The organism is Hyphococcus sp. (genome assembly GCF_041986965.1).
GTDB lineage: Bacteria > Pseudomonadota > Alphaproteobacteria > Caulobacterales > Parvularculaceae > Hyphococcus.
Genome location: NZ_JBHIXB010000007.1, coordinates 1 through 12878 on the forward strand (window position 1 = coordinate 1; position 12878 = coordinate 12878).

Here is a 12878-nt window from a genome sequence, read left to right on the forward strand (position 1 = left end):
GATAAGCTATGAGGGATCTGTGCGGCGGATGAATGAGTCGATTTCAGCGATCATTTTCGCCTTCGGATTGGCGATGGTCGCGCTCTATATCGTACTCGCTAGTCAGTTTAACTCCTTTGTGCAGCCGGTCGTCATCATGCTGACGGCGCCGCTGTCGTTCTCCGGCGCTTTCGCCATGCTTTATTTTGGCGGGCAGGAAATGTCGCTGTTCGCGCAGATCGGCCTCATCGCGCTGATGGGGATCGTCATGAAAAACGGCATTCTGCTCGTAGATCGCGCAAACCAGCTACGCGAGGAAGGCGCGCCGGCGCGCGAGGCGATCCTCAAGGCCTGCCCGGAGCGATTGCGGCCGGTGCTGATGACGGCGTTCGCCGCCATATTCGGCATGATCCCGGTTGCGCTTTCAGGATCCGACGGCGCGGAATGGAGAAACGCACTCGGTTATCTGATCATCGGCGGGCTCTCATCGTCGACAATTCTCACGCTACTCGTGGTGCCGGCGGCTTACATGGTCCCGGGCGACGTCAAGCAACTTATTTCGCAGGTAGTTACTAAGTTCTATCGCAGACGAGGGGCACGAGAGCATGCAAATGTTTAAAGTGAGTGGTTGCGCGTCGATGGTAAGAGCGGCGGTGTTTGCCTTGCTCGGGATTCTGGTTTCGGCGTGCGCGACGGATCAACACTATTGGGCGCCTCCGCTTGACGCCGTCCGCATTCAGGAAAGTCGAAGTGCTAATTGCGTCGATAACGAAATCTTGCTCGCGGGCCGCGATGCTTTGGCTGTCGTTGAGCAGACCAGACGCGATCCAGATAATGCAATCGAAAAAATTTTTGCAGAAATGACTGTCTCAGCCGTGATTGGCGAGATTGCTTATTGCGATTCCATGGAAGGCGAGGAGGAAGAGAAAATCCAGGCTGCGCTAAGCGATTTCGGCGCGCTTTCCTATAATGCCGCTTATCTTCGTCCCCGATTATCATCGTTAACTACGTTTCCGAGCGTTTATCTTCTTTCAAAGCCCAGTTCTCATCGCATTATAGTGTATTTTCCCGGGATAGATGCGGCGGCGGGGCCTGGTGACCTTCTGCAAAGCCTGAAAGCTGGCGCCGCCGAAGATCAGCCGGTCGCAGGACAACCATATATTCCTCGCGGGCACGGCGGTTTTCGCGAAGGTATCGCAATTTTGATAAACGACGGTTTTTTCTTACAGGCAAAATCGCTTGCGGAGCTTGAGGAAGAATGCAGTCAGTCAGCCAAATCGGATAGGGCTCCGGACCGGAAGACAGTTTCGCTCGCCGGCTTTATCTGCACATATGATGTTGCCGATCCAACACGTTCTGATCCAATTGAACTCGTTGTCGCCGGACATAGTCTTGGCGCGGGCGTTGCGCAAAGCGCGCTTGGCGCATTCAACGGCATGACGTGGATCCGAGAGCCTGCAGGCGGCTGGGCTGTCGCGGCGCCGGAACGCAATTGGCCGTTTCGTGTTAGAGCGGCCTATCTTTATTCGCCGCCCCTTGCACTTTATCCACGGGATGAAGGCTGCAATCGGGTCAGTGGCGGCGCCGTCAATCCTATAGATGTCTACACGGTTCACGGTTTAACTGATCTTACGTACTCAATCATCAAGGAAGGCGATCCTGTACCCAATCTTTGGCGCCCAGGAGGACCGTCTATAAATTGTGTTGAAGGCAATCATTTTGGCAAGATGGTGTCTATTCCTCGAGGCGAGGAACCTGATATTGCAGCGCGGACACCAGTTACAATCAAATGGGACAATCCATTTCCTCATCGCCTGCAGTCCTATCGCAAAGCCCTCGCAAACGCCCTTCGCCGAACGCAGGATGATCGCCCTGGTGCGAAAGATGAAAAGATCTCCGAGCCAATGGGCGGGTATTGATATGATATCTGCAATACGAATGTTCACATCTGTCTCTTTGTCGATACTTTTGTTGATAGTGAACGGCGTTGCGAGTGCCGAAACCCTGGAGGAGGCCCTGTCGCTGGCCTTCGCCGCGAATCCGGAAATCGCTGCAGAACGCGCGCAGCTTAACGCAACGCGTGAAGGCGTCGCCCAGGCGCGCGCACGCGGCCTTCCGCAGATAACGGCTGGCGCCGGTTATGAGGAGGTCGATAATACCCAGTCAATTAGCAGCGAAGTTTTCGGCGCCGGGGCGGAGGATCGCAATTTCGATCTGACTACGGCGACCGCACAAGTGCAGGGCGAGCAGCAAATCTTTGCGGGATTGCGCAACGTCAACGCCATCCGGCAAGCGAAGGCGCGCGCGAAAGCCGGCGGCGCTCAGCTTTCCCTTGTCGAGCAGGACGTACTTAACCGTGCGGCGGCGGCATATTTCGACGTCGTACGCGACATGGTCGTTTACAGGGCAACAGAAAACAACGTTCAGGTTTTAATTAAGCAATTCGAAGAGATCGCGTTTCGTTTTGAAATCGGCGAAGTCACAAAAACAGATGTTGCGCAAAGCGAAGCGCGCCTCGCGCAGGCGCGGGCCCGGATGACCAACGCGCAGGCGCTGCTCGCAATCAGCCGCGCTGCATTTGCTGAAATCATCGGGCAAATGCCCGGGAGTCTTGAGGAGGCGCCGGGCATGCCTGATACGCCGGCCACGCTCGATGAGGCAAAGGCCATTGCGCGGGAGCTCTCGCCTGTCATCGCGCAGGCGCAAATGCGGGAAGAAGCGTCACGCCGAGGCGTCGCTATCGCAAAAGGCGCGTTTTCGCCGACAGTGTCCCTGCGGGCGGAATATCAATATGCCGAGGAGCCGTCGTCATTCATCGAGCAGGATGAACGTTTCGCTTATGGCGTCCGCGTGACCGCGCCGATCTTTCTTGGCGGCCTTCGCCTTTCGCGCGTGCGGGAGGCGCGCGCCGTCAATAGTGCAGACCGCCGCCGCATCACCGTGGCCGAACGGCAGGTCGATGCGCGCGTGACGATTAGCTGGCAGCGACTTGCGGCCGCACGCGCGAACATTGTGTCATCGCGAACGCAAGTGCGGGCCAACGCGCTGGCCCTCGACGGCGTACGGCGCGAAGCCGAGGTCGGTGTGCGCACTACGTTGGACGTGCTCGATGCTGAACAAGAATATCTTGACGCGCAAGTGGCGTTGGCGAACGCAGAACGCGATGCGCGGGCAGCGACTTATGAGCTACTAGCATCAATCGGTGCGATTCACCTTCAAGAATAAGGAGGCGCTTCATTGCGCACGAAACTGGCTATTTTGACATTTAACAGTTCGCATTATGCGCTTTATGGGCAAGAGTCGGCCAGTCAGGCGAAGTTTGACTGCGAATACTCATTACTTTTTGCGAATCATTAATATGTCGAAAGGAAAAGCATTTGTCCGATCGGTCATCAGGTATGAGAAAGAACTGCGTGCTTACTTCCTGCGACGCATGAGCTCGCGGGCGGACGCCGAGGACTTGACACAGGAAGTTATTCTTCGAGCGCTCTGTGCAGCGGAGCGTCAGGAAATTGAACAACTGACGAAACCCCGATGGCGCAGCCAGTCTTTATGTAACCATGAGATTGCTTCGGATGGAAGGCTGATCTGGCGGGAGCTCCCAGTTTGCGGGAGCCAGATCAGCCGGAATGATGGTTTGCGGCGCTGGCGGTCTGTACCCCAACGATGAGTGCGGGTGCACCGTGTTGTAATGTCTGCGCCACATTTCGATGATAATTTTCGCCTCCATCAGATTGTTGAACAGCTCTACCTTCAGGCATTCATCGCGCAGCCTGCCGTTGAAGGACTCGTTGTAACCGTTTTCCCATGGGCTTCCCGGTTCGATGTAAAGTGTCTTCACGCCGATATTGCCGAGCCATTTGCGCAGCGCCTTAGCCCGGAACTCACTTCCGTTGTCTGAGCGAATGTGATCTGGAACGCCGCGCTGGACCATCAGCTCTCCAAGCACGTCGAGAACATCCTGATTATTCAGACGTCTCTTCACCTTGATCGCCAGGCATTCACGGGTGAACTCATCGATGACCGTGAGCATGCGGAACTTGCGATTATCGCGTGTCCGGTCCTGAACGAAGTCATAAGCCCAGACGTGATTGCGATGCTGTGGCCTCAAGCGAACGCAAGAGCCGTCATTAAACCACAACCGCCCGCGTTTCGGCTGTTTTATCGGTACTTTCAGGCCCTCGCGCCGCCAGATCCGCGCAACGCGTTTGTGGTTCACATGCCAGCCATCAGATCTGAGCAACGCCGTAATCCGCTTGTAGCCATAGCGTCCATAGCGGGTCGCCAGCTCGATGATGGCGAAGGTCAGCGCATCCTCATCGTCGGCACGCACCGGCTTGCGCCATTGCGTCGAGCGATGCTGCTTCAACAAACGGCAGGCCCGGCGTTCAGAGACGCCGAGCCGGCCGCAGGCATGTTCAATGAACTCACGCTTGCGCGAGGGCCCTACCAGTTTCCCTCCGCAGCTTCCTTTAAGATCGCCTTGTCGAGTTCAGCGTCCGCTAGTAGCCGCTTCAATCTGGCGTTCTCTTTCTCAAGGTCTTTCAGCTTTTTCGCCTGCTCAACCTTCATCCCGCCGTACTCCTGACGCCACCGGTAATACGTGATCTTATTGACGCCCAGACGGCGGATCACTTCGCCGACCTTGACGCCCTCGGCGAGATAAACTTCAGCCTCGCGCAACTTCGCTATGATTTCTTCAGGTGAATATCTCTTTCCAGACATTCTTCTTCTCCTTTGATGCAGCCATTTTACTACCTTCAGGCGGCTGCGTTCAAAGGGGTCGGGTCATCCGGTGTCCGCGGATCTTGATCTGGTCGTCGGCGCGTCCGTGGAAGATGAGCTGGCCGTCGGCGCGCCAGGCGGCGATGTCGCCGGTGCGGTAGAGGCGGGCGCCGGGCGGTCCGGCGGGGTTGGCAATGAACCGCTCTGCGGTCAGGCCTGGCTGGCCGCGATAGCCGCGCGCCAGGCCCGGCCCTGAGAGATACAGCTCGCCCGGCACGCCGACCGGGCAGGGCTGCAGCCGGTCGTCGAGAACATAAGCGCCGGCGCCGGGATAGGGCCGCCCGATCGGCAGGGTGGTCCCGCCTTCCTCTTCTGTCAGGGTGACGAAAGCGGCCACGGCGCCGATCGTGGCCTCAGTCGGACCGTACTCGTTGAGGACGCGCAGGCCGGGGGCATGGACGTGCAGCAGGTGCAGATGGGCCGGGGTCAGCGCCTCGCCCCCGGCGATCGCCAGACGCAGTCTGCTGGACGCGCCGGTCGGCGGGGGCGGCAGGGCGTCGAGCAGGGTGATATGGGACGGCGTGAGCTTGACGGCGCGCGTCGGGCTGGCGGGGGCGAAGATGTCGGCCAGGGCCTCTTCGGGCCGGCCTGCAGGGCAAAGGGTGAGCGCGCCGCCCATTACCAGCGGGACGAACAGGCTGGTCAGGGTGAGGTCGAAGGTTGGTGCGGTGAACAGCGGCATATGGGCGGCGTCTTCGCCGATCAGGCCGGAGAGGGTGCGGACATAAGCGGCAATGGCGCGCTGGGAGATGACGACGCCCTTGGGCGCGCCGGTGGACCCGGAGGTGTGCAGGACATAGGCGGCCTGGTCCGGATGCAAGGGGGCGGTGCGTTCTTCCGCAGCGAGAGGACTGTCATCGAGGGCGGCGAGGGCGGCCGCCGTCTCCGGCGCACCGGGGCAGAACAGGCGGGTTCCTTGCGGCAGGGCGTCCGGAAGACGGGCGGCCAGGGCTTGTGTGGTCAGCAAGCGATCCGGGCGGGCGGTCTGCAGCAGGGCGTCCAGCCGGGCCGGGGGGCTGGCCGGGTCGAGGGGCAGGAAGGCGGCGCCGGCGGCCAGGACGCCGAGCACGGCTTCGGGCAGGTCAGCCGGGTCGTCGAGGAGCAGAGCGACTGTGCGTTCCGGGCCGATGTCGCGCGCGGCCAGGGCCCGGGCGATGCGCCGCGCCCGCGCGTGCAGCACGCCATGGCTCACCGTCTCCCCGTCCGGCAACACCAGCGCCGTCGCCGCGCCATGCGCCGCACCCGCCGCCGACAAAAGCCCCGTCAACGTCCCGTCCCCCTCAGGAACCAAAGCCGACGGCCAGGCGCCCGGATGGCCTAGTTCAAAGGAATGGACTTGCCGCATGAGCCTCGTATACGCAAAACTGTTAATCGTGCAGATTAATGATAGCCGGACGTGGAAGGGGATAGCATGGCAAATCCATTTGACGATGAAAACGGGACATTCCTGATCCTTGTGAATGAAGAAGGCCAACATTCACTCTGGCCCGACTTCATCGATGTGCCACCTGGCTGGGAGCAGGTCGGGCCGACAGGATCGAAAGCGCTTTGTTCTGCGTGGATCGACGAGAACTGGACCGACATGAGACCGAAAAGCCTGATCCGGCAGATGGAAGAAGACGAGCGTCAGCGTCAGGCAAACGACTAACCGGACGCGGCGTATCCAAACAGACCGAAATACCAGTCGGAGACCTGGCCATAGCCCGGCGTAATCCGTGTGAGGCGCGGCGGTACGCTCGGCGTGAAGGCGAAGGTGTCGAGCCCCTGTGAAATGCCAAGGCCGGTCGCCTTGATGAAGGCTTCGCCCAGTGTCCAGAAACGGTAGAAGAGTCGCGTGCGGACGTCGCCAGTACAGGCAGCAAGGATCGCACGTGATTCCGGCGTGAAGGCGAGGTCAGCGGTTTCCAGCATATCCGGAAACTCTTCGATCTGTTCGATATCAACACCGATCGGCGCGGTCGACAGGCCGATCAGCGCCCGACCCCGCGTGTGGGACAGATTGAAGTGGAGCCATGAGCGAGCCTTACGCCCAGCAATCCCGATGAGATGCGGCTTGCCGTTCGGGCCGGTGGCAAAGAGCAATTCGGAAGGAGAGCATTGGTGATGTGCGGCAAGCTGTAATCGCAGCACAGCATGTGCCGTGACGAAGCTGCGCGCATCCTCCTCCTGTCGGAAGCTCCGGGCCCGGATAATTTCGTCGGATGACAAGATCCGTTCGCACGCCTGCAGCAGGTCTCCGACCGGCGCCTCGCTGGTTCCGGCCCAGAGCAAGACTGCACCGTCGGGCGATACCCGCGGAAGGAGGTCCGGAGAGAGCAGGACATCTGGCGCCGACCTGGAGGAGCCTGCCAGCGCCCAAGCATAGGTATACTTCTCATCGTGCTGTAGCTCGCCGATTGTACGAACAACGCGGCGGATGTCCTTTACATGCTGTTCGACCGTCTCATGCAGCCCGGATTGCTGTTTCATCTTCGCTCCCTTGATGGGCTACGATGAACCAGAAATCCTCCTTAAGCAAAAACCCCCATATGTCCCTCACTCGCTGACGGGGAACATCTTTGGTTTTTTCAAGGGTGTGCGTCCGGCTGCTTTCCGTCGGGATCGGTTACGCGCCAAGGACAATGCGAAGACGCGCAAGCGCTTCGTTTCGGCGATCTTTTGTCATGCGGCGGATGTTCTGAAGTTTCCATTGAACCGCCGGTAGCTGTTCGGCGTTAGGCGTATTGAGCAGCGACCAGTCGGGGTCTCCTGATTTCACCGAGATCAGAAAAGCGCGGTCCTTCTCCGTCAGGCTCTCGTGAATGCGTTGCAGAAGATCGCCCCGCGCCTGATAGAGATCTTCAAGCGTGGGCGGCAAGGCCGTCATCGCCGCAAATTCCGCTTCGTAAGTATATTTTACGTCCTTCGGGTTCGGCGCCAGCAGCTCCGCGATCGGGCGATTGTGACTGATGAGATAGACAAGGAACGCGTCGATCAGCTTTCTGTCGACGCCTTCGTTCTCAAGAAGGAGTTTGATATCGAAGAGATCGCGCGGATGCTGGCGATCTAGTGCAGCGCAAATCTTTCCGGCGTAAAGGTCCGCATGCGACAGAACCTGCATCTCAGCATAGCCGAACGCGTTTTCGACAGCGGGACCAATAGTCCGTGTCTCCGGCGGGAATACTGTTCCGCGCAGAACCGGAGACAGTTCAAGTTTCACCTGCGTCCGTCCGTGCCTGATGAGGAGCCGCAGTTCGTTTTCCCGCACGGCCGGCGGATCGATGGTCGCGATGGCGGGAGAACTCGCCATCAGCTGTTCGCCGATGCGCGCGAGCGCCGCCCGGATCTTCGGCAGCGCCGTCTCTCTCGGCTCCAGCGGCAGATAAGCAAGATCGATATCAACCGACAGACGCGGCATGTCGCGAAGAAAGAAATTGATCGCCGTGCCGCCTTTAAGCGCGAAATCAGTCTCTCTCGCAACATAGGGAAGCACGCGCACAAGAAGGCGAACCTGCTCTTCGAAGGCCTGACGCTTAAGCATCATCTGCGAAACTCTCAGGGACAGTGATGGCGTAAGTCGGATCGAGGCGGCCGGGCTTGGCGACCACGCGGTTGCCTCGGCCGAGACCGAAATCATTCGGATCAAGACGCGCGCGCCACTGGAATTGATGACGGTCGGCGAACCAGAAGAAAAGCCGTTTCACCCGGATATTGACGCATAGGTTAAGAACGGTTTCCAGCCGGCGCGGCGACAGGGTCGCAAGCCCCTGCAAGAGCTGATCGGCATGTTCGAATGATACGCGTTTGGGCACGTCGAACAGCACTTCGAGGATTGCGCGCTCCGGCGTCGACAAAGACAGCGGCGGCAAATGCTCCGCGATTTGCATAGTGGTGAGTCCGGCCATGGCGGGATCGCGCTTTTTGCACCGGCGCCGCTCCTGCGCGTCTTCGCGATCATCATCAGTCTCGGCGTATGGGCTTGCTGCAAAGAGACGCGCCTCGCTTCGTTTCTCGAACGTGACGTCCCTGACGAGATGATTGATCCAGGAGGGCAGGGGATCGGCGCCAAAGAGGACGATGCGACGCGTTTCCGACAGGGCGAGATAGTGGCCAAGGCCATGAAGTTCGAGCGCCGTCAGCCCGCCGACCGAAAGGTCGCCGCCCATGCGCTGCAGGGAACAGACAACGCCCTCCCAGCCCAGCTGCGTATCGGGCCGGATATAGACCCCCGGCCGGAGCGAGATCAGCTGACCGGATTTGACCAGATTATCGATGCTGTGCCGGGCGTAGCCCTTGCCCGACAGCCATTCCTTCGTCACGAACAGCCCGAAAGGCGCGTCTTCCCGCAGTCGCGTGCGCTGTTCGGCGTTGAGGGGCATTTTTGCGCCTTTTTGTCAGCTTGCGGCGATCATCGCCGCAAAATAAGTAGATGTCACATCTATGACATATCGAGAAGTTTAACAAGTGCTGAAAGTACGGCGTTTATCGCCGCAAATTTAGAGTAATTGACATATTCAACGGCCAGGGTTGTCAGGAATGTCACACAGGCGACGGGAGGGCGCCGGGCCTGTTTTCGTATCGGGAACGCGCGCTCTTACGCTCCCGGTCCATGGGTTTAAGCCGATATTGGAAAAATCAGTGAACTGAACGCTGGCGGCGTCGGGTCTCTTGGCGCTTTTTAAGTGTTACGGCGGCCGCCTGACGGCGCCGGGCTCTAGGCGCGCCAATCATGCGTGATTGGCGGCCCGAAGCCGACAAATTCAACAAGTGAATTCGTCGTCTTCGCCGTGCCGGTGACGATCCCTGCCGCAGGCCCGCGCATCGCGCGGGGTCAAAAGCATGCCTTTTGACGGACGCGGGGCTTCGCCCCGCGGCTTGTTGGTCATTCCCCTCGGGACAGCGGGGGCGGCGGAACGGAAGACGGGGCGAATAGCGCCGGGCGGCCGCGCCGCAACCGCTTTGGCTATTTATCCGTCTCGATTGTTTTTCTCATCCTACCAAACCGGTTGCGCCCCGGCCTCCAATACCCGGCGCTCATGCTCGCCCCGTTTCCGCCGCCCCCGCCGTCCCGGGGGAATTTGTGGCGGGCAGGCAAGGAGCGAGCAGCCATGACATCACTTGAAACCGCAACTGATGCGCCCAGCCGCGCCGCCCAGCGAAAGAACGCGGCGAGCAGCGGCGCGAAGCCACGTCGGCGTTCAGGAAAGAAAAAGCCGGGCGCTGATCTTTATACCGAAGTCACAACAAAGATCGTGAAGGAACTGGAAGCCGGACGCTTTCCATGGGCGCAGCCGTGGGCCGCAAGAGGTGAAGCAGCGACCATAACCGCAGGTCTGCCGAAGAACGCCCAGACAGGCCGCGCCTATTCCGGGATCAATATTCTGTTGCTGTGGGGCGCCGCCATTGAGAACGGCCTTTCCGGCCAGACTTGGCTGACCTTTCGGCAGGCGAAAGCCTTGGGCGGTTCGGTGATGAAGGGCGAGCGCGGCGCCATGGTCGTTTACGCCGACAAGTTTATTCCGAAGGACGAGCAGGCCAGAGTCGAGAAAGAGGGCGGCGACGCCGCTTTCGTGCCTTTCCTTAAACGCTATACCGTCTTTAACGCGGCGCAATGCGAGGGCTTGCCGCCGGAACTGACGGCGGGCGCCAAGCCCCTGCCGGAATGCGAAGCGATCCCGCGCGCGGAGAATCTTATCAAGGCAACCGACGCCGATTTCCGGATCGGCGGCGACAAGGCGTTTTATGTACCGAGCCAAGACTTTATTCGCGTTCCGCCGCAACCCGCTTTTTTCGAGCAGATCAATTATTACCGCACCTGCTTTCACGAGCTTGGTCACTGGACCGGCCACGCCTCGCGTTTGGGTCGCGAATTCAAAGGCCGTTACGGATCGCACGGCTATGCAAGGGAAGAACTGGTCGCCGAAATGGCGAGCGCGTTTGTCTGCGCATCGCTTTCGATTACGCCGACCGTCCGCCATGCAGATTATCTGGGCGCATGGCTTGAAGTCCTGAAAGAAGACAACCGCGCAATCTTCAACGCGGCCTCGCTCGCCTCCAAAGCGGCGGATTTCATTCTGGCCTATGAGAATCCGGCGCCGGAGCCGCAAGCCTCTGCGATGGAGCGCGCAGCATGAGCGCGCGTGACGAGAAGCCGGAAGCAGAAGAAACGGACGCGGGGTCGCAAACGCTGATGCGCGGCGTCGCGCCGATCACCTTGCGCGATCGGCTTCTCGTTCTCGCGGCGGTGCCCTTGGCGCCCCGCGCCGCGCAAAAACGTTGCGACATGGGACTCTTTGACTTGGAATCCCGCCGCCAGATCGACCTTGTCGATGAATTGCGCCGCTTGACCCGTGAGGCGGCGCGAAATCCCGAACCATCAGCAACAGGAGAATGAAGGATGGAACTGCAAACAATCCCGCTCGACCGATTGGCGGTCTCGGCGCTCAATATGAGAGCATCGCGCAAAAAGCCTTTTCTGGACGACATCCTGCCGTCGATCCGCGAACGCGGCGTTCTGGTGCCGCTGCTTGTGCGGCCCAATGGCGAGCCTGACCATTTCGAAATCGTCGCCGGACGGCGGCGGTTTCTGGCCTCGAAGACAATCGCAATCGAGACCGGCGAGGCGCGCGATTTGCCTTGCCGGGTGCTTAGCCAGAGCGATGACGCCGCCGCCGTGGAGGCCTCGATTCTTGAAAACACCGCGCGCCTTGAGCCTGATGAAATGCAGGAGTTCGAGGCGTTCAAAAAGCTCAACGACAAAGGCAAGAGCGTTGAAGAAATCGCCCGCATATTCGGGGTGACGGAACTCACGGTGAGGCGCCGCCTGGCCTTGGCGAGCCTCATTCCCGGCATCCGCAAAGCCTATGCCGACGACGAGATCGACGGGGCCAGCATCACCGCGCTCACCCTCGCCAGCGTTGCCAAGCAACGCGAATGGTTCGAAATGTTCAAATCGGCGGAGATGCGCGCGCCGCGTGGGCCCGCGTTGAAGCGCTGGCTCTTGGGCGGCGGCGAGATTGAAACCGGCGCGGCGCTCTTTTCGCTGGAAAATTATGACGGCGATATTTTCGAGGATTTGTTCGGCGAACGTTCGGTATTCGCTGACGCCGAAAAGTTCTGGGTGTGTCAGGAAGCGGCGATTGAAGCCGAGCGCGACAAGTTGCTTTCAAGCGGCTGGAGTAAGGTGACGATCCTGCCGCGCGGAGAGTTTTTCCATTCATGGGAGTACGATCAACTCGCCAAAAAGCAAGGCGGGGAAGTGTTCGTCGAAGTGCGCCATTCTGGCGAAGTTGCGTTCATCAAGGGCTATGCGCCCCGGCGGAAAAAGAGCGCGGCGAAAACAGACAAGCGCACTGAGCGGCCCGAATGCTCAGCGCCTTTGGAGAATTATGTGGACCTTCACCGCCACGCCGCCGCGCGGGCGATGCTGTTGAAACAGCCTCAAATTGCGCTGCGTTTGCTGGCGGCGCATCTGATCGCGGGCGGGCCGAATATTCGTTGCCAGCCCGAGAGACAGGCGACGCGAAAGGAGAAAACGGGGGCGAGTATTGCGGCTTCGAAAGGGCAACAGGCGTTCGAAAAAGAGCGCGCCGAAATCGGCCAATTACTCGATTTTGACGAGTCGTCCTTTATCACGGGCGGCAATGAAGACGGCTGGCGATTGGCGTCGATTTTCGCAAAAATGATGACGCTTTCCGACGGCGATATCGAGCGGATTCTGACCTTCGTCACGGCGGAAATCGTCGCCGCCGGTCATGAGGCGGTGGACTGTCTCGCGCGCGTTGTGCCTATCGATATCGCCGACTGGATGACGCCGGACGACGCATTCTTCGAGCTTCTGCGCGATAAAAACATGACCAACGCCATGCTCGCCGATATCGCGGGCGACAACGTTGCGAAGGCGAACCGCGATGCGACGGCGAAAGCCCAGAAAGCGATCATTCGCGACTGCCTCGACGGTCGGAACGGGCGCGAAAAAACGCCGAACTGGCGCCCGCGCTGGCTGCAGTTTCCAGCGCTTTCCTATACGCAAGCCGGGCAACCCGGCGCAGTCAAACGCGCCGAGAAAATCGCGCCGCTTTTTGCGGGCTAGGTGATCACGGGGCGGGGCGCATTCCGCGCTTCGCCTCGTCAGT

Annotated in this window: 13 protein-coding genes; 8 read left to right on the forward strand and 5 right to left on the reverse strand. The window is 59.8% G+C overall.

All coding sequences use genetic code 11. The features are described 5' to 3' along the window. The 4 genes from ACFC5L_RS18160 to ACFC5L_RS18175 all read left to right on the forward strand — a co-directional run. A partial coding sequence (locus ACFC5L_RS18160) for an efflux RND transporter permease subunit (protein WP_375204402.1) occupies positions 1 to 598 on the forward strand: 598 nt, incomplete at its 5' end. Next, complete coding sequence (locus tag ACFC5L_RS18165) at positions 585 to 1898, forward strand: hypothetical protein (RefSeq protein ID WP_375204403.1); 1314 nt, start codon at positions 585 to 587, stop codon at positions 1896 to 1898. The genes ACFC5L_RS18160 and ACFC5L_RS18165, both read left to right, overlap by 14 nt. Positions 1899 to 1917: 19 nt before the next feature. After that, positions 1918 to 3204, forward strand: a complete 1287-nt coding sequence (locus ACFC5L_RS18170) for a TolC family outer membrane protein (protein WP_375204404.1) — start codon at positions 1918 to 1920, stop codon at positions 3202 to 3204. A gap of 133 nt (positions 3205 to 3337) precedes the next feature. After that, positions 3338 to 3649, forward strand: coding sequence for an RNA polymerase sigma factor (locus ACFC5L_RS18175; protein ID WP_375204409.1), 312 nt, complete (start codon positions 3338 to 3340; stop codon positions 3647 to 3649). Here the strand turns inward: ACFC5L_RS18175 and ACFC5L_RS18180 are convergent. Both ACFC5L_RS18180 and ACFC5L_RS18185 read right to left on the reverse strand, forming a co-directional pair. After that, a protein-coding gene (locus tag ACFC5L_RS18180) for an IS3 family transposase (RefSeq protein ID WP_375204405.1) occupies positions 3530 to 4704 on the reverse strand; the annotation gives its coding sequence in 2 pieces (ribosomal slippage) (positions 3530 to 4434 and positions 4434 to 4704; 1176 coding nt in all). The genes ACFC5L_RS18175 and ACFC5L_RS18180 overlap by 120 nt on opposite strands. Before the next feature lie 49 nt (positions 4705 to 4753). Continuing rightward, positions 4754 to 6031, reverse strand: a complete 1278-nt coding sequence (locus ACFC5L_RS18185) for an amino acid adenylation domain-containing protein (protein ID WP_274493777.1) — start codon at positions 6029 to 6031, stop codon at positions 4754 to 4756. Positions 6032 to 6175: 144 nt separating this feature from the next. Here ACFC5L_RS18185 and ACFC5L_RS18190 point away from each other — a divergent pair, with 144 nt between their 5' ends. Continuing rightward, the gene (locus ACFC5L_RS18190; protein ID WP_274493776.1) at positions 6176 to 6412 is read left to right on the forward strand and encodes an MbtH family protein; all 237 of its coding nucleotides are present in this window, start codon (positions 6176 to 6178) and stop codon (positions 6410 to 6412) included. On the opposite strand, the gene ACFC5L_RS18195 is transcribed toward ACFC5L_RS18190, so the two are convergent. The 3 genes from ACFC5L_RS18195 to ACFC5L_RS18205 form a co-directional block, all read right to left on the reverse strand. Further along, positions 6409 to 7233 (reverse strand): 4'-phosphopantetheinyl transferase family protein, encoded by an 825-nt coding sequence (locus tag ACFC5L_RS18195; RefSeq protein ID WP_274493775.1) that lies wholly within the window; start codon positions 7231 to 7233, stop codon positions 6409 to 6411. The genes ACFC5L_RS18190 and ACFC5L_RS18195 overlap by 4 nt on opposite strands. Positions 7234 to 7369: 136 nt before the next feature. Further along, a complete protein-coding gene (locus ACFC5L_RS18200) occupies positions 7370 to 8287 on the reverse strand; it encodes a nucleotidyl transferase AbiEii/AbiGii toxin family protein (protein WP_274493774.1) in 918 nt (305 codons plus the stop codon). Beyond that, positions 8277 to 9122, reverse strand: coding sequence for a type IV toxin-antitoxin system AbiEi family antitoxin domain-containing protein (locus tag ACFC5L_RS18205; RefSeq protein ID WP_274493773.1), 846 nt, complete (start codon positions 9120 to 9122; stop codon positions 8277 to 8279). The genes ACFC5L_RS18200 and ACFC5L_RS18205 overlap by 11 nt, the downstream gene beginning before the upstream one ends. A 729-nt stretch (positions 9123 to 9851) precedes the next feature. On the opposite strand from ACFC5L_RS18205, the gene ACFC5L_RS18210 reads away from it, so the two are divergent. The 3 genes from ACFC5L_RS18210 to ACFC5L_RS18220 are packed head-to-tail and all read left to right on the forward strand — an operon-like array spanning position 9852 to position 12835. After that, a complete protein-coding gene (locus tag ACFC5L_RS18210) occupies positions 9852 to 10877 on the forward strand; it encodes an ArdC family protein (RefSeq protein ID WP_274493772.1) in 1026 nt (341 codons plus the stop codon). Continuing rightward, positions 10874 to 11137, forward strand: coding sequence for a hypothetical protein (locus ACFC5L_RS18215; protein ID WP_274493771.1), 264 nt, complete (start codon positions 10874 to 10876; stop codon positions 11135 to 11137). The genes ACFC5L_RS18210 and ACFC5L_RS18215 overlap by 4 nt, the downstream gene beginning before the upstream one ends. 3 nt (positions 11138 to 11140) lie before the next feature. Continuing rightward, positions 11141 to 12835, forward strand: a complete 1695-nt coding sequence (locus tag ACFC5L_RS18220) for a ParB/RepB/Spo0J family partition protein (RefSeq protein WP_375204406.1) — start codon at positions 11141 to 11143, stop codon at positions 12833 to 12835. Positions 12836 to 12878: the final 43 nt, after the last annotated feature.